The sequence below is a fragment of the Flavobacterium algicola genome, assembly GCF_022399565.1.
In the GTDB taxonomy this organism is placed as follows: Bacteria; Bacteroidota; Bacteroidia; order Flavobacteriales; family Flavobacteriaceae; genus Flavobacterium; species Flavobacterium algicola.
Map to the genome: position 1 here is coordinate 392,837 of NZ_JAJTUT010000002.1, position 16,425 is coordinate 409,261.

General features: G+C 36.7%; 26 protein-coding genes. 1 reads left to right on the forward strand and 25 read right to left on the reverse strand.

The window, feature by feature from the left end; translation table 11 throughout:
• From LXH21_RS08420 to LXH21_RS08540, 25 genes are all read right to left on the reverse strand, one after another.
• Window positions 1-1,296 (reverse strand): phage major capsid protein, encoded by a 1,296-nt coding sequence (locus LXH21_RS08420; RefSeq protein ID WP_239864642.1) that lies wholly within the window; start codon window positions 1,294-1,296, stop codon window positions 1-3.
• Window positions 1,297-1,302: 6 nt separating this feature from the next.
• Window positions 1,303-1,935 carry an HK97 family phage prohead protease gene (locus LXH21_RS08425; protein WP_239864644.1) on the reverse strand — a complete coding sequence of 211 codons (633 nt, stop codon included), beginning with the start codon at window positions 1,933-1,935 and terminating at the stop codon, window positions 1,303-1,305.
• Window positions 1,925-3,154: a phage portal protein gene (locus LXH21_RS08430; protein ID WP_239864646.1), complete on the reverse strand. Its 1,230-nt coding sequence runs from the start codon at window positions 3,152-3,154 to the stop codon at window positions 1,925-1,927. The genes LXH21_RS08425 and LXH21_RS08430 overlap by 11 nt, the downstream gene beginning before the upstream one ends.
• Before the next feature lie 77 nt (window positions 3,155-3,231).
• Complete coding sequence (locus LXH21_RS08435; RefSeq protein ID WP_239864648.1) at window positions 3,232-3,384, reverse strand: hypothetical protein; 153 nt, start codon at window positions 3,382-3,384, stop codon at window positions 3,232-3,234.
• 123 nt (window positions 3,385-3,507) lie between these two features.
• A complete protein-coding gene (locus LXH21_RS08440) occupies window positions 3,508-3,723 on the reverse strand; it encodes a hypothetical protein (protein ID WP_239864656.1) in 216 nt (71 codons plus the stop codon).
• A 172-nt stretch (window positions 3,724-3,895) separates the two neighbouring features.
• Window positions 3,896-4,090: a hypothetical protein gene (locus tag LXH21_RS08445; protein WP_239864658.1), complete on the reverse strand. Its 195-nt coding sequence runs from the start codon at window positions 4,088-4,090 to the stop codon at window positions 3,896-3,898.
• Window positions 4,091-4,149: 59 nt separating this feature from the next.
• Window positions 4,150-4,416, reverse strand: a complete 267-nt coding sequence (locus LXH21_RS08450) for a DUF551 domain-containing protein (protein ID WP_239864661.1) — start codon at window positions 4,414-4,416, stop codon at window positions 4,150-4,152.
• A 72-nt stretch (window positions 4,417-4,488) separates the two neighbouring features.
• The gene (locus tag LXH21_RS08455; RefSeq protein ID WP_239864670.1) at window positions 4,489-4,842 is read right to left on the reverse strand and encodes a hypothetical protein; all 354 of its coding nucleotides are present in this window, start codon (window positions 4,840-4,842) and stop codon (window positions 4,489-4,491) included.
• 190 nt (window positions 4,843-5,032) lie between these two features.
• The gene (locus tag LXH21_RS08460; protein ID WP_239864679.1) at window positions 5,033-5,284 is read right to left on the reverse strand and encodes a hypothetical protein; all 252 of its coding nucleotides are present in this window, start codon (window positions 5,282-5,284) and stop codon (window positions 5,033-5,035) included.
• 21 nt (window positions 5,285-5,305) lie between these two features.
• The gene (locus LXH21_RS08465) at window positions 5,306-6,820 is read right to left on the reverse strand and encodes a terminase large subunit (protein WP_239864681.1); all 1,515 of its coding nucleotides are present in this window, start codon (window positions 6,818-6,820) and stop codon (window positions 5,306-5,308) included.
• 329 nt (window positions 6,821-7,149) lie between these two features.
• On the reverse strand, window positions 7,150-8,202 hold the full coding sequence (locus LXH21_RS08470) for a DNA cytosine methyltransferase (RefSeq protein WP_239864683.1): 1,053 nt from the start codon (window positions 8,200-8,202) through the stop codon (window positions 7,150-7,152).
• A 65-nt stretch (window positions 8,203-8,267) separates the two neighbouring features.
• Window positions 8,268-8,678: a hypothetical protein gene (locus LXH21_RS08475; protein ID WP_239864685.1), complete on the reverse strand. Its 411-nt coding sequence runs from the start codon at window positions 8,676-8,678 to the stop codon at window positions 8,268-8,270.
• A gap of 147 nt (window positions 8,679-8,825) precedes the next feature.
• The gene (locus tag LXH21_RS08480) at window positions 8,826-9,296 is read right to left on the reverse strand and encodes a P27 family phage terminase small subunit (protein ID WP_239864687.1); all 471 of its coding nucleotides are present in this window, start codon (window positions 9,294-9,296) and stop codon (window positions 8,826-8,828) included.
• 90 nt (window positions 9,297-9,386) lie between these two features.
• A complete protein-coding gene (locus LXH21_RS08485) occupies window positions 9,387-9,704 on the reverse strand; it encodes an HNH endonuclease signature motif containing protein (protein ID WP_239864689.1) in 318 nt (105 codons plus the stop codon).
• A gap of 2 nt (window positions 9,705-9,706) precedes the next feature.
• The gene (locus LXH21_RS08490) at window positions 9,707-11,218 is read right to left on the reverse strand and encodes a replicative DNA helicase (protein ID WP_239864691.1); all 1,512 of its coding nucleotides are present in this window, start codon (window positions 11,216-11,218) and stop codon (window positions 9,707-9,709) included.
• Window positions 11,211-11,918, reverse strand: coding sequence for a DUF7833 domain-containing protein (locus LXH21_RS08495; RefSeq protein ID WP_239864693.1), 708 nt, complete (start codon window positions 11,916-11,918; stop codon window positions 11,211-11,213). Before LXH21_RS08495 ends, LXH21_RS08490 begins: the two co-directional genes overlap by 8 nt.
• A 2-nt stretch (window positions 11,919-11,920) precedes the next feature.
• The gene (locus LXH21_RS08500; protein ID WP_239864696.1) at window positions 11,921-12,409 is read right to left on the reverse strand and encodes a hypothetical protein; all 489 of its coding nucleotides are present in this window, start codon (window positions 12,407-12,409) and stop codon (window positions 11,921-11,923) included.
• Window positions 12,384-13,115 (reverse strand): HNH endonuclease signature motif containing protein, encoded by a 732-nt coding sequence (locus LXH21_RS08505; protein ID WP_239864698.1) that lies wholly within the window; start codon window positions 13,113-13,115, stop codon window positions 12,384-12,386. The genes LXH21_RS08500 and LXH21_RS08505 overlap by 26 nt, the downstream gene beginning before the upstream one ends.
• A complete protein-coding gene (locus tag LXH21_RS08510; protein ID WP_239864700.1) occupies window positions 13,060-13,404 on the reverse strand; it encodes a hypothetical protein in 345 nt (114 codons plus the stop codon). Before LXH21_RS08510 ends, LXH21_RS08505 begins: the two co-directional genes overlap by 56 nt.
• 11 nt (window positions 13,405-13,415) lie before the next feature.
• On the reverse strand, window positions 13,416-14,126 hold the full coding sequence (locus tag LXH21_RS08515; RefSeq protein WP_239864702.1) for a hypothetical protein: 711 nt from the start codon (window positions 14,124-14,126) through the stop codon (window positions 13,416-13,418).
• A gap of 8 nt (window positions 14,127-14,134) precedes the next feature.
• Entirely contained in the window at window positions 14,135-14,554 is a 420-nt protein-coding gene (locus tag LXH21_RS08520) for a hypothetical protein (protein ID WP_239864704.1), read from the reverse strand.
• Between the two features lie 5 nt (window positions 14,555-14,559).
• On the reverse strand, window positions 14,560-14,700 hold the full coding sequence (locus LXH21_RS08525) for a hypothetical protein (protein ID WP_239864706.1): 141 nt from the start codon (window positions 14,698-14,700) through the stop codon (window positions 14,560-14,562).
• A 214-nt stretch (window positions 14,701-14,914) separates the two neighbouring features.
• Window positions 14,915-15,226, reverse strand: coding sequence for a hypothetical protein (locus LXH21_RS08530; protein WP_239864708.1), 312 nt, complete (start codon window positions 15,224-15,226; stop codon window positions 14,915-14,917).
• Between the two features lie 2 nt (window positions 15,227-15,228).
• Window positions 15,229-15,684 carry a hypothetical protein gene (locus tag LXH21_RS08535; protein WP_239864710.1) on the reverse strand — a complete coding sequence of 152 codons (456 nt, stop codon included), beginning with the start codon at window positions 15,682-15,684 and terminating at the stop codon, window positions 15,229-15,231.
• Window positions 15,677-15,949 carry a hypothetical protein gene (locus tag LXH21_RS08540; RefSeq protein ID WP_239864712.1) on the reverse strand — a complete coding sequence of 91 codons (273 nt, stop codon included), beginning with the start codon at window positions 15,947-15,949 and terminating at the stop codon, window positions 15,677-15,679. The genes LXH21_RS08535 and LXH21_RS08540 overlap by 8 nt, the downstream gene beginning before the upstream one ends.
• A gap of 116 nt (window positions 15,950-16,065) precedes the next feature.
• Here LXH21_RS08540 and LXH21_RS08545 point away from each other — a divergent pair, with 116 nt between their 5' ends.
• Window positions 16,066-16,425, forward strand: coding sequence for a helix-turn-helix domain-containing protein (locus LXH21_RS08545; protein WP_239864713.1), 360 nt, complete (start codon window positions 16,066-16,068; stop codon window positions 16,423-16,425).

Below are 16,425 nucleotides of genomic sequence, written 5' to 3' on the forward strand. Positions count from 1 at the left end.
TTAAACTGTGATTAAACCTTTTACAACAGAGAATGATTGAGGTTGTTTTACTAAAACATCCAAGAATACATTTACAGTGATCTCAATAAGACCTTCTTTCTTACGAGAGAATTCATCTACAGAGAAATCCATGTAACCCCATTGGTTAATTAATAATTGTGTCCAGTCGCCAAAAACAGCAGCAGAAAGTCCGGTACCTGTTCCTTTTACTAAGTTTGAAGGAATATGGTTTGAAGTTACAGAAGGCCATCCGTTTACTTCACCTGTTCTACTATCCATGATATACCCTAGGTCACCCGCTTCATGTTTCGTTTTCTTTAACTTACCACGTGTTTTAGGATTCATTACATACGCCATTTTTGCTGCGCTTGCATTGTTTACAAAAATTGCCGTCTCTAAATCTACCATCATAGACCATGTAGCAGCAGAACCATTTGCATCTGTAGCAACAGTATTTGTTCCTGATACATTTAAAACTCCCATTGGTTGCCCAACTCCAGAACCATTAATTGCAGCTGCATCAATTGCATTCTCGATGGCTGCATTAATTTCTTTTGCAGTATATGCCTCTAAATCGATAGAAGATTGCATTAAGTTTTGTAATGAAATTGGCACTGTAACTGCTAATCTTTTTGGAATAGAATCTACAAAACCGTAAACATTTACAGTTTCGTCAACTTCATCAATCTCACCTTCCCAAGTTGCAACAATACCACCTTGATTTTTTGGGTAACGAAGATTACCAGTTAAACCTGATTGGTAAACAGCACCTAATTTTTTCATTAAAGGTTCTGGACGTAAGAAATCGATTGGTGCTTTTAAATCTGTAGCAACCAACGCGCCACCGTTTACACCACCATTCTCTGTTACAGTTTGCGCCGCTCTAGTTTCTAATGCAAAACCAGATACACCAATACCCATTACAGCCGCTACACCCGATGCTCTTTGATGCATTTCAAGTTCAGCACCTTCTAAATTCACACCACCATTAATCATTTGTGAACGAATTGCACGGTGTAAAGAGAATACTGGTTTCTTTGGATCAGCATTTCTTTGCTCACCTTCTGGCTTAAAGCTTGTTGGCTCAGAACCACCCAATGAACGTTGGTTTTCTTCTAAGGTTTCGGCGATTCCGATTTCAGCAGTTAAACCTTCGATTTCGGTTTGCAACGATCTAAAAGAGGTTGTTTCTTCGGCATTCAAAGAGCGTTTCTCTGTTGTTGCCAAAGTTGTTACTTCTTGTTGAGCTGCAATCTTTTGAGCTCTTTCTTGTTTTAATTCAGCAGATTTTTTCATTTGCTTTTATAAATTTTGATTAATAATTAATTGAGCGTCAAAAGCGTTGAGCTCTTTATTGTTGTCTGAACGTGCTTCGCTAGGCTCAGCAGGTGCAGGAAATTCTTTTTTGATAATGCCACGAATTTCTTCAATGGTTTGCGCTTCTCTTTTCAAAGCCTCAGGATTAGAACCTAATGGCACGATGGACCATTCTAATAACTCTTGTTCGTCGAAGTAGATTAATTCTCTATCTTCACCTAATTTTTCGTCACCCCAATGTCCTTTTTTTGGATTAGCCCCGATGGATGCCATTCTCAAAGTACCGTTTTGAACTTTTCGCCAAACTTTTTCGGCAACCGGATTATCTTCAGCACTTTCGAACTTAACAACAGCAATCAATTGATTACCATCAACACGGACGGTCGATGTACCAATAATCATATCGGGATTATCTGAGTATGACTTGTGAGCATAAAAAACAATCGGATTGTTCTCATATCTCTTTAAGTCCCAACCGCCAATTTTAAAAACGGTACCGTATGTATCTGGTGCCTCGGTAGAGATCACAAATTCGGCTTCACGGTTTTCTTTGTTCGAATCAGACAAAGCACGAACTACAGCCTCACGGATTACGGGTTTATTTATTTCAATTTCCATCTTTAGGAGGGTTTATTTGATTTGCAATTTGCTTTTCTGTCCATTCGTTTGTTGGTGTCAAGAATTCGTTTAGCAATTCTGGACCATCATTCATATCTTCATATTGGCGTGCTTCATTTCGAGACATAACACCACAGTATACCATGGCAGATATCCATTGTGCACGTGATTTGATATCGGCACGCAAGAGAACATTCATATTCCCACGGATATAATAACCCGATTCTAATTCTTTGCTTGTGAATAGCTTTTTTGCGTATTCCTGCTCAAAATTGGTAATGTGCGGTTGAATAGTATCTGAGGCGTGATCTAATGTTTGCTGCTCAATATTATTGTTGGTAGACTGCTTTAATGACTTGATTTTGTGCGGTGCAATATTGAACATACGGGCAATTTCTTCGATAGAAAAAGCTTGTGTTTCAATGATTTGCATTTCTTGTGGTGTGATATTGATTGGTTGAAATTTGAAACCATCATCTAACACGACTACACGATCAGGCGATTTTTCGCCCATTGCCTTTTTCCAGCCTTCTATAATTTTATCTTTTCCTTTGTCGACTGTTTTTTCTGTAGAAATTACTCCTTGACGAACTCCTTTGTTTGCAAAATTGGTAGCCGAAAATGTTTGTACTTCGATTGCTAGTCCTAACTGCTGAGCACCATAAGTGATGGCACCCATACCTACGATTCCGTCATGGGAGAAGTTTTTAAAATGCAATACCTCTGAAGACAGTAAAGGCTGGTCATAGCCTTGAATGTAATACAGGAGATCACCGTTTTTTTTGCGGATATCTTGTACTTTTTCCCAATTGATAAAAATAGTTTCTATTGGTTGCCCTACACTGTTGTTCACGATTCTAGCCAGTGCATTACCTCGTAGTAACAACGACATTCCCATTGTTTTGCGGAAGATAAAAGTTGTCATTAAGCCATTTGGCGCAAACGAAACAAGCCTGTGCGCTGGATGATTGGGTTGCGATTCGCGATTTGAACCTACTTTTTTGTTTACCGAGAATGGTATTTTTGCAATGTCGTTTGAGATTTGATCTACTGCATTGTAAACCGCCGTGAGGGTTAGCGATTTTTTGTAATTTACGGAAGAATTCCCGCCATTACCAAACGAAAAAAGACCTCCTAAACCGCCCATATAGGAACCATCTCTGGAAGCGCTTCGTTTTTGTGAAGCAAACATATCGCTAAAAGCACCGTTTAAACTCATTTTACCGTTGTATTTTGGGTAAAATTAGAGTTGTAACGGTGCTTAATTGGTTAAAGATTTTAACTTTCTATTTTTATTTAAAATTTATAAAACCATTCGTCTTTGTGTTTTTCGAAGGTGTATTTTAGTTTTCCTACTGCCACGCTCACCGTGGGCGCGTTGTAGGTTTTGGCTTTAGGTAGCATTTTTATTGCCTTGGCTATGTTTTCGGCTTTTAATTGTTCTTGCATAGGTGTTTTTTTTACCGCTAGGATGCTAGGGATTGGGTTTATTTATAACTTGCTCTAGTAGCTATTTGCCTAATTTTGTTATCGAGTAGGCAAACAACTGCTAGCTGACAGTTATCAGTAATGCTACGTGTTACTGGTAATATGGTCTTTAAATATTGAAATAAGTTCTTCCCTTGTTTTAGGGTTTTCATTGTAATCCGAATCGCAAGTACTCCTGTATCTGCCATCACGCCATTTATAGTTTTCAGAACCTGCGTAAAATTGTATCTCTGGAGTTGATTTTATTAATTTTTCAATATCTCCTCCTATTTGTTCAGCAATTTGTGTTGTTATATTCATTTTGATAATTTTAGAATCCGAAAAAGCACTACTGGTAACACTCGTTTTGTGCTATTACGGCAATTTTAGTTAATATTAAATTTTGTTGTTACTTTCGTATTTTCGGTAGCCGAAAATACTCGTTTCGCTTAGTGCCGTAACATCACAAAGCGATTCTGCGTTAGTAGCAAGACTACGTTTTATCTTTAATGATAATCATTCCATCAATAATGTCAAATTTATTTCCGTAAGGTAATTTTATTATTGTTTGATTATTTTCTGAAATAATATGAAGTTCAGTATTTAACTGTGTATCTAGTAATATTTCATTTGGTGTTTGCTCGTGAGCAACATCAGCTAATTGTATTAATCTAATTTGTCTTGGCATTTTATGTTTTTTTTAATTAATATTTAGTTTTTAAAATCCGTCCAGCTACTAACTGACAGTTATGCAATAGGTGGCTCAGGCATATACATCCAATGAGTAACTTGTGAATGTTGATTTAGCCAAGCTCCAAAACCCCACCATTGAAAAATACGCTCCTGAGAATCAAATGGTGCGTGGTATGACATTTGAGTTATCAACCCGCTTGTTTTATAAACTAAAACATTAGAGTTTTCTCTAGGTAATTCATCTTTTACAGAAACCCATTGCATAACAGCGTTTTGGCAAGATTTCTGATTTTGTGGTTCATTCACGTTTTCGTTTAGCATAATATTTTGTTTAAAATTGATAATTTATTTTTCCGTACTCAGCAACCTCGCCAAGACGCAGGACGTTATGGCTCATTCTGCAGAACCACCGTGTTTAATTACAAAATAAAGTTTTCCTTCTTCCGCTCCCCATTCCGGATTGCCTGTTCTGATTTCTATTCCTTTGTGCTCTAGTTTTATAATTCTTTCAGTATCTCCTGTTTTTGGATAACCTAAAGTCATTGTATTTGTTTTAAAATCTTTATAACAATTGTAAGGATGTGTATTTGCATATTTGATAAATGCGTCTAAATCCCAATATTGTCTACAATCTAAAGAAGCTAATCTTTTAAACCAATAATCATTTAATTCTCTATAATCTTCGGTTTTAATTCCTGCTTTAGTCATTTCAAACCATTTTCGTTTTAATGATAATTGTAAGTTCATAATTTTTTACTTTCGTCCTTTACGTAGAAGAACCCGATTACTAATTCAATGACGATCAACATGCATACTAAGCCGTAGCGGATATTGTTTTTGGTTACAAATTTTAATTCGAATAGTAGGGTAGTAGCGAAGGCTATTGCAAATGTGACCAGGAATGCGATTATTATTTTTATGGGTGCTTGCATTGTTATTATTTTTTGTTGTTGTAGTAATTAGTCATCACTTTGAACGAGTTCCAGTCGGAATAACGATAGTGGCCGAAAAGCTTGTGATATTCTTCATTTAACTCATTGAAGGCTTCGGTGTTTGTTTTGGCGGTTTTTAGTTTTTCGAAATACGCATCATAAAAACCTTTTCGGGTTGATAATTTGCGCATAATAGCGTTTTCTTGCTCTAATTTAGCGATACGGATTCTGATCGCATTTTCTTCGGCTGGACTCATGTTTTTTCTTGGTTTTAATTGTTAACAGGTGAATTCGGCATCGGGGCGATTATAGTAAGATTCATTTGTTTCTTCGGGTGTGGACATAGAACCACCAAGGGCATTAATCAAAGCAATAATTCCGTCAACGCGTCGACCATTAGCACCTGATCGCCCTTTGTGGACCTTGATGTTCTCATTGGCATCTGTGTAGATTACGCAAGATGCGAGCATCCAAGACACAGCGGGGTTTCCGTCGTGTTTTATTTTTCCTGAGTAAACAAGCTTTTCGAATTCCTTTGTAGGTGCAGAAATTGTTCCGATGGCTTGCGAAAACTCTGAGACATTCAAACCTTCTTCTTGTAATCCCTGGATTAATTGAGTTGCATTGTAGCGGTCATACTCCAGGCGTTTCACTTTGTGCAAATGATAGGTCCTGTTGATGGTGTCTTCGATAATATCATAATCAATTACGTTTCCTGGTGTAGCGATTATGTAACCCATGTCGGCCCAATATTGATATGGTACACGGTCTTCTTTGGATCGCTTGACGATAGTGTCTTTTGGGCAAAACAAATAAAACTTTGCGTATCGGTCGCCAAATTCGTCAGGCTCTGATAAGATCACATACGCACTTAAATCGGTGGTTGTTGATAGGTCCAACCCAGCATAGGAGCCGTTTGTGATAAATTTTTCTAGCGGCATATCTTTGACCAATCCTTTCATCCAAATTTCGTTATATATCCAATCAAATTCTTGATCGACCCACATATTCAAGTTTTTGGTTTTGAAATTTCGAATTTTTGAAGGTTGATTTAACGCTTTTACAAATTCTTTTTCGATGGCATCAATTGCCAAACCTTGACCGAGTAAGGGGTTGGCTTTTTGCCAAAGCTCCTTGTTTTCCCATGATTCCTCGGTTGATAAATCTTCCTGGTCTATGTCGTGTATCATGATCCAAAGTGAATCGTCTATATTTCGCCCCTCTAGCACTTCGATTACTGATTCTTCATAGCGCTTGCACGCACTTTGTACATTGGCACCCGCGGTGGTGATATGATATATTAATGCTTGTGTGCGCTGCACGGTTGATGATTCTAGATTTTCTTTGACGGTATCATCCTTGTGAGCGTGGTATTCGTCAATTATTCCCACATGGCAGTTGATACCATCTTGTGTTTTGGAATCGCCACCGAGGGCACGCATTTTTGCATTTGTTTTTCGGAACCCAATTATTCTTTGCATGGCGTAAAATCCCATTTTACTTAATGCTTTGTTGGCAACTGGACTATCGATAAACATTTTTGCTTGCTCCCAGCATAAACGCGCCTGTTCTTCCTTGGTTGCTCCCACGTAGATTTCAGCTTCCATTTCGAGATCAAAACTCATTGTGTACAACGCAAGGCCCGCCATTTCGGCTGTTTTTCCGTTTTTCTTAGCTCTTTTGTCGTAAACGGTGTTGATGCGGCGGTAGCCTGTGCTTGACTTCACCCAACCAAACACGTTATAGATCGTGAATTGTTGGAATGGTGCCAAAACAAAGGGTTTTCCTGCCATGCGGCCTTTGGTATGATTTAAGAACGTAGGGAAAAAATTGACCGCCTGCATGCCTATGTTATGATCAATGTGAAATCCGTCCTGATCTGCTGTTTCTATCCAGGAGAAAAAGCGCTCAACGGCTTGCTTGATTCGTTTTCCGACAACTATTTTGCCGGTAAGCACGTCATTTGCATATTGAAACGGAACGGATGTAAGCTGTTGCGGACTTATTTTCATATTTTTTGAAAAATTAATTGATTGATTTTATTGTTTTTTACGGTTTTCCGTAATGGTGGTTAAAAAGTTTTGTTTTGGGTGGTAATTTGTGCTAGTAGCTATTTGCCTAATTATACATCACTTAAAGAATCATCATACATAGCGATAGCTTTAAATATCTGTAGTACTACTTGCGGAACTATTGCATTTCCACCTCCTTTAATGCTTTCGCTTCTCCATTTAGGAAAGGTAATAGCGTCCAATCGGGAGGAAAGCCCATCATCTCCATCACAAATTGGGGTTTCAGTTGGGAACTTTTCCCAGCTATTTGGTTCATTAAAGGCGTTAAAGCCTTTCCCATTTGACTTTTTTTGTTGAATTTTTTGCAATATTTCTCTCCTTCGCTTGCATTCGGTGTAGGAAGCATCATTTTTGCAATTACATCCTCCAAATTCCCTTTGTTTCTGTCGTTGCTTGTGTTTCCTCCTGCTGCTCTCGCTCTCGGTGTCGGTAAAATTTTTAACTTCATCATTGTAGGCGCATAATTGCTCATTATTTCTTGAGCAAGAGTTCCGCTGTTTCCCGGTTTTGGGTTTTGTTTTCCACTGGTTACATGTCCATCTATTTTTGTTGGAGTTTTTAAAAGCAATGAACCAAATTCGTTCTCGCTTATGAGGTGCGTTGACACTTGCAGCCGGAAGTACAAACGTTTGTACTTTGTACCCTGCATTTTCCAAGTCAGTTTGCACTTCTTCGAATACCAACCCTCCATTCCAATTAATAATTCCGTAAACATTTTCTCCCACAATATACCTTGGTTCAATCTCTCGAATTGCTCTAAGCATTTCTGGCCATAAATGGCGTTCATCTTCTTTTCCTTTTCTTTTTCCTGCAACGCTGTATGGTTGGCAAGGGAATCCTCCGGTAAGAACATCAATTGTTCCTCTGTGAATAGTGAAATCTGTTTTTGTGATATCATCATAACTAATAGCTTTAGGCCAATAATATTTTAAAATTCGTTTTCCAAAATCATTCCATTCGCAATGAAATTTGTTTTCCCATCCCACCCATTCAGCAGCTAAATCAAAACCGCCAATACCAGAAAATAAAGAGCCGTGAGTAAGCGAAGGCAAAACAAGTTTTTTACAAGATGCAAGGTTTTCGTTTATACTGTTTTCTTTCATAATCTCGTTTTAATAATTAAGTTTTGTAGTTCTAAGCGCTGCAACTCAAAAAAATAAACCAGACGTTACAAAATAAAAGCAATCTTAAACGCTGCTTTCAAATCGCCATTATCACGCATTCCTCTCAAACCAATTGTAAAAGTGTCAGATACTGTAAAGTCGGTGCCTAATTCAAAACCAGCGATAGGTTCTCGTGTGTAGGTGAAGCCTAAGCGACCACCAACGTAATATCGAACGTTATTGAATAGTCCGGTTGTTAAATTTATACCTGCTGCACCGATCATTTTGTTTATTCCTACACCTGCTCGAATGTACATTGCGTTTTGGTATTCGATCTCAATTGATTCTGTAGAAATACCAAGATTGAATTCGTCCTGGTCCTTGAATCGAAGTTGTTGCGCTTGCAAACTAAGAGAGGCGATAAGCAGCAGAATTGTAAACGCTAACTGCTTTTTTAAGTTTTTAAAATTTTTCATAGATTATTTATTTTTTGTTTTCGTAATTCATTTGTTCGCTCCAAAATCGATAAAGTGAGAGCGATGTATTATCTTTTGTAAACAACTCCTGTGTTTTGTCTCGATGCATGTTTAATTTATGCAGGACATATTTCCAATTTCTCATAATTACCCGTGATTCGCTTTTATAAATTCTTCAAATAAATCGCCTTGCGGATTTACTTGTTGTTTTTGCTCTACCAATTTGCTACGATCTTTGAAGCTAAAACCGAAATGCTTTGAGAGCTCATTTATCTCTTTTATCATTTTCTCTCGAATGGTCACATAACCTGATACGTTGGTGGCACCACCTTTGAAGGTTTGAATCAAACCACCGTCAAAACCCTTTTCCCTAATCTTCTTTTCGGCCTGAATGTAATAATCAACCGAAGTTGCTAATTGGTGCAGATGGATAAGGTCGGGTTTCGTTAATTTTTTGGTGTCAACTAGCTGCTGCCCAAAATATTTGTACCAATATTTTTGATCATCATTCAGTTCAAATTTTGAACTTGGAGCGGGAAGCTTATCTAAAATTTGATATAGATTTTTGTTCACTTCTTTTACTTCACCATCTCCCGTAACTATTTTTAAATTTGCCATATTACTTATTATTAACGTTTTACACCCCCCTACCTAAATTAACACTGCGAGTAAAATTCTAACTAAACAGCGATGTAGCACCCTTTGAGCCTATCGAGATTTTACCCCATACCCCCGACTTTCGCCCGACGATTTGCTGTTGTGACAACTTGCACACAACGATTGACAATTCGATTCATCAAGCTTTGCACCTCCAGCTTTGATTGGCGTGATGTGATCGACCACCTTAACTGGTACTACCAAATCTTTCTCTAAACACTTGACACATAAAGGATTGTTTGCTTTGAATCTTTTAGCAAACTTTCGCCAAGGCCACGAGTTATAGAACTCTTGGTTGTTGTTCTCACGCTCAAACGCTCTACGTTGTGGTACCCAACTTCTTTGTATCTTCTCTGGTTTCTTTGCCATTATTAAAAAGGTTTTTCATTGTTATCATCAAAAGCATCAGATGGACTAACACTTGGTAAGTAAGCCACATCATTATCGAGATCATCATGCGAGTCACCGTTCATTACTGCAGGGTCTTCGAACTTTGTTTTACTACCATCCCAATGCAAACCAATTGTAGTTCCTGGTGCACCGCCTCGGTACTTTGCGAATATGATCTCTGAGTTGGCACCAGTAGCAGCTAACTCTTCATCAACCTCGATATCGTAATACTCCGAACGGTAGATAAAGCAAACCATGTCTGCATCTTGCTCGATAGCTCCAGACTCTCGTAAGTCTGACAACATTGGACGTTTGCTTGACCCACGCGTTTCAACTGCCCTAGAGAGCTGAGACAATGCGATAATCGGAATACCTAACTCTTTTGCCAAACCTTTCAGTTTTCTTGATATAGAGGCGATTTCCTGCTCACGATTGTTTGATTTGGTATTATCAGACAGCAACTGCAGATAATCAACGATAGCTATCTTGATGTCGAACTTACGTTTCCACATTCTCAATGTTGCAGATACTGCTCGAATGTCAGGGCTCGGTGAGTCATCGATGTGAATAGGGAAGTCCTTCATTCGATACTTATGACCGCTTAACTTCTGGAAGTACTCAGGCTTTTCAAATCCTTTCTTTGTCAACTGTGTTAAGTGAAAAGAGGTATCGATTGCCACAGCACGTGTAACCAACTGCACTGCCGACATCTCAGCAGATACAATACCAACAGCGTTACCGATCTTTGCATTCTCGACTGCACACTTCATCATCTTTGCTGTTTTTCCCATGCCGGGACGTGCAGCATCAACGATAAGTTCACCTGGTTGATAACCACCCGTGAATTGATCTATAACATTAAAGCCTGTCAAAGCACCGGTCACTTCCTCGGGTGACTTATTGGTTAAGAATTCGACACGCTTTTCGACCAAATCCAAACCTTCTGCAAAAGAAATATTCTTTTTACCGCTAGATATCTGCTCGTTTAGGTAATCTAAAGATTCTGACCACTCGTTAAGCAATTCCAAAGAATCTTTACTATCATCAAAAGCTGTAGTCAACATCATAGATGCATCACGAATCAACTGCCTTTTGATAAAGAATTGCTGCAATAGTCTCGAATGAAACTCAATGTGCGCACCAGATGCGATTTTTTGCGTTAGCTCTACCAATGCATAATCACCACCTGCTAAATCTATTTTACCCATGGATCGCAATCGAGAACCTACTGTGATCATGTCAATGCTTTCATTTTTTGAATACAGATCACTAATTGCTTCAAAGATTACTTTGTGTGATTCCTTAAAAAAAACATCAGAACTCTTTAAGATAATCATGCATTCGTCTATAGCGTTTGCATCAATCAGGAGCGCACCCAAGACAGCTTGTTCTGTGTCAATTGACTGTGGTACTATTTTACCCCTTTCTAAGCTTATAATCGACGATTTGTCTGTTTGCTTATTTTGATACGGATTTTTATATTTTTCACTCACCTTTCCAAAGTTTACGGGTTGGTTGAACAGTATTCAGTTCAATTACTTTTTGATTGTTTTGTTTTTGCATTTCTCCAGGTAACCATCTTGAAAAATGTGAAGCAAAATCCTTTTTTGATATCTTTTCGTCCAATTCAGTTTTTATTTTCAAATCGAAAACATTTAACCAATTCCCTAATTCCTCAACATTGATTTTATTTCGCATACACATGTTTTCAACCCAACTCTGTGTTTTCAATAAATCAGAAATGAAAGTTTCATTTTTATCTTTTAAAGAACTCTTAGTTATTAGTTCTAAGGTATTAGGTATTAGTTCTTTTATACTATGATTGCTTTGACTAGTGCTTTCACGTTGCTTTGTTGACTGCATTAACATTGCTTTATCGAGTGCTTTGTCGAGTGCTTTGTCGAAATTCGATAAAGCAATAATGTTAGAAGAAAATTGATTTTTTGACTTTTCAATCAATTCAAAGAAACCAAAAGCCACTAATTCATTAAAAACTTTGATGTACGAATTATAACATTTCAAGCCGACCGCATCCATAACCATCGATGATGGAAAACCAAATTTTTTCTTTCTACCCAAACGATTACAATGTTCTACAGCAAAACAATATACCGCACAATGATTAGGCTTTATTTTGTCAGGATTTTCAAAAGCGAAATCCCAAAAGTTTCTCATCAATTGAAAATAATCCATATTTATCTATTTAACATTTTAATTAAGTTAATACGGCTATTCTCCATATTAATAGATGTTTGAGCGACAGAAGTCAACATTTTAGCTCTAATCTCCAAGGACTTCAAATCACCTTCACTAGCAGTGTTTATTTTGTTTATAAGGTCCTCAAAGCTTTCGTTTAGTTTTTCGAAAACCTTCGGCATTTCTGCCATAACTTTTACTGGCCTATGACTAGAATAACTTTGTGGCGAAGCAACTTCTGCAGTATATGGCGCAGTTGGTATGTATTCTTTCTTTTCTACTAGTGTAGAAACAACATCTTCACAGTTACTTTCTACTTTTTGAAAGAAATCGACAAATCTATCTACAGGTATTTGTAATAATTTTTTGTTGGTGAAAATCATTATATTTGACACCACTCTTTTGCAATTCACAAAATTGAATTGTTCCCCTTGATGTGTAAACGATTTACCCGTAAGCAACTCAGTTAATTTTTCTTCTGGACTCATTTATTTTTGATTTTACTTTAATAATATTTCTTTGTACACTAATTAACCCCTGGTGATTATCGATCACCTCTTTGACCATTTCGGGGTCTTTTATTCCCATGAATCGCTTTACTATTGATGTATCACACATCGTGTTTCTTAATAAGTTCTCTTTTCGAGACTTTAGAATCAAATTTGATGGGTCAAAATTCGTTTTATCGCCATCTTTGAACTCTACTATCATACCATCCGGAATTGGTCCGTTTTCGGCTTGATAAATCAGGCGGTGTTTGAACTCGAAATTGTCATTGTTTGAGCGACCGTTTTTTAAGTGCTGAAACTTCACTTCGATATACCCATCTTTACTCATTCTCTCATAACCTATAGCTTGCGTATTGTGCGGGTCCTGACCTTTTTTGAAGCGTGTTTTTGCCGTTTGAGCAATCTTCTCTGGCGACATCCATTCTACTTGCTTTTTCCCCTTGTTCCAACCAGGTGTTTGTGGTGTAAATCGGGTATCTATACCAATCATTGACCCTTTGCACATTCGACCACCGCCACCTGCAGCATAAAAGGCAGCTGATTTTTTTACACCAAGTACATTGGCATGACCTGTAATCATACTGATCGTTCTACCGGGCAACAATGCCAATAAATCGGTTGTTAAGGAATCAGGATATTTTTCTATAAGTATTTTGTTTTCCTGCGGCGTCCAAGTAGTCCCCATGATTTAATTGTTTTAGAATTAATTTTATTTTTACATTAAAAATTGTAACCACTTTTTCCATGTGTTCAATTTCGGCAACTACGGTTGGTACATATAAGTAGGACATTTGATAAACGTTACCTACAATACGGAAGTAGAAGCCATAATACTTAACCAGTATAAAAACAACCACTTTCTTCTCAAATGTATCTGTGAGACTTGTGATTCTACCAATAGTGCACCCAAATTCAGTACACACCAATTGCGCTACTTTTTCTGCGATTTCTTTATCGAAAGTGATTGTTTTCATAGGTTCTATTTTTACAATTCAAATATTTTCAATTCCGGATGCTTTGCCTTGATTAACTCCAGTTGATTACCCAGAATAGTTTTCGATTCTAAATCAATCAATTGTTTCAAGTCAGGCGAAATCAATGAGCATTCAAAAGAAGCATTGATACTCACCTCTATTTCCAATCTTGTTTTATCTTGACCTACAAATACTGGCAACTCTAAGAAAAACCCCGAAGGAATATTCGATTCTACTACTTGATTGATCAATGCTCTTTTATTTCCACGATCATCTGTACGCCCTTCGATATCACGATTCACTTTACCTTCAAAATTTCGAAGCTCAGAAACCAATTTCATTGCATACTCTTTGTTTTCGAAATAATGACGGTTCATTTTAATGAAGTCTGCTAATTCAAATGTCGAATACGATTTACCCGAGTTGATGTTGAATTTTTGCAAATCAGGGTGCAGCTTCAAAGCACCTTCAATAACATCTGGAGTACGTTGGCGTGCATCATACAATAAGTTGATGTATAATTTATCGTAACAAAATTCAATTTTCGAATGTTCAATAATAGTCGCTTCAACCACCGCTTTGGATAGATATTCGTAAGCCGAATTGATAGCACCACCTTTCACAACAATTGCTGCATTATGATACACTGGTTCTGCAGGACCATGTAATAATGTTACTACTGCATTTTCTTTTTCTACTGTTATGTTTAATTTATTTTCCATGGTTGTGATTATTGCGCTTTTCTTAAGTGATCCTGAATACTGTATTGTTGTTCATCTGGGCGAAGGTTTCTTTCAAATACCAAAACCCCTTCTTTGGAGTAGTAACCCATTTTACCATCTTCGATATCTTTAAGCAGATACACCTCCTCAGATACTTCTTCGACTTGTGAGCGAATCATTTGCAAGTTCTTAGCAATATTCTGCTTCACCGGTTTTGTTGCAGATTTAAAAACCTCTTTGGCAACTTTTAATTTTTGATCTTCTTTATCGACAAAAATCATATCTTGTGATAAATTAGACTGTAATTCTTGAATTTCTCCGTTTGAAAGTTCTCTAGGATATGAGAACTGTTCCATTTTGTCGGCTGAATTTTTCAGCTGCTCCAAACGATCGCTGGCACTTTCGTTTTGTAGAATGAATTTTTCCATTGTTTTTAATTTATTTGATTATTATTTTTGATCAAAGTTTTTGCACCAATTATAAATGCTTTGAAGACGAAACAAACAATTTCAAAACCGATAATTCCGATCATTCCCAAGGCAAACAAGACGAATACTATTTCTGCTATTATCATTGTATTTTTATTTACGGTTCAACATATTTTTTACCACCACTAGCAACACTACTGCGCATAGCCACCATAAGTCAATCACATCTACACACATCGGCCACATATTTTACATTGTTCAATCATATCAAATAAATCTTCGGGATCGCACACTTGGGTGGCGTTGCTGCAGGTTAACAATTGAGGTTCTTTGACCTCGATTTTGTTTATTTCTTCTTGATTAATATTCATAGCCTAGTCGTTTAATTGCTTTTGTCAAGATCATTACTCTTTTTCTACCCGTTTGTTCCTGGTACCATTCGTCTTCTTTGATTTTACCCGAAAGAATCCAATCGTTGACCCCTTTTTTTGAAGTCAGCGGGAGCAGACTACAGCCAACTATTTCGACCAAAGACAATGATTTGCGCTTCATAAGCCGTTTGCGCTGTATCTCTTTTGATGCTTCAAAATCTTTTGCCGAAACAATCACCAAACCACGATCCTTTAAAGTTTCAAGGAATTCAGTTGCATTTATGTAGTTTATTTTTTCCATGGCTATCCTATTATTTGTCTTACGTAATCAACATATTTTAAAGTTTCGGGGTCTATTAAACCACCTTTCCAAATAGCCATTAGTTTAGTTTCATCGGCTTGGTAATAATGCATCACGATAGCCTTGAAAGAAGTCCAGGTATCAAATCCTTTTTGCTTAAACAATGCAATCAAGAAATTGCGTTCCATTTTTTCCACTGATAAACAATCAACAATAGGTGTTGTAATTTTTACAGCCTTGCGATTCATTGGTCTAACACCAATAACACCGAAAAATTCCTCCCAACTATCATAACGATTATACCCGAATTGCTCTCTGAAATACAAATTACAGTACTTAAAACAGTCTTCACGTTTGGCATAAAAGTGCAGATTCGCAAAATAAAATTTGTAAAAGCCAAATGCACTTTGAATCTCTCCAACTACATTAAAATGATGATTTTTAGAAATATTACTCATTTTTCAATTTTTCAAAAACAGTTATTACTTTTTCTACAATAGTCCTATCCAATAGCTGACAGTTCCAAAATCTTTTTAACCTAACCAAATCAATATCAGGATAGTGAAACAGCATAATAGCTTTCAAAGCCTCAAAAGACTTAAATCCCATTCTGAAAAATTCCCTCAATATCTCCGAACATTTATAAAATGTCTCAAACCTATTTATCGTTTCAGTTTCTCTTATTGTTAATTTTGGTTCGGTTTTTGTATCTTTGTTTTTCATAATAAAAACATATATATGTTTACAGATACAAATATAAGTAATATTACTCATTTGTAAACTATATAAATAAGTAATATTTCTCTTTTTAACATTAACAAATAATTAAACAACTCAAAATGAACGCTTTAGAAATCAAAGAAAATAGAAAGAAGATGAATTTAACACAAGCTCAATTAGCAATTAAGCTCGGAGTTTCATTAAAAACGGTTTCGAATTACGAAAAAGGAGAAGTTATACCAGAAACAAAACAAGAATTATTACGCTTTATTTTTAATAAAGAAAGTAATAATACACTAAATGAGCCGAGTGAGTTTTACACACCTAATAGTAATGTTGAGAAGAAATTAATGCAGGTATTTGAAAAAATAAAGCATCATCAAGAAATTATTAACCTACTTAATGAGCAGGCCGAAATAATAACTAATGCAAATGCCGAAAAAGCGGAAGATGACGAAATACTCAAAAAATTTAAATAA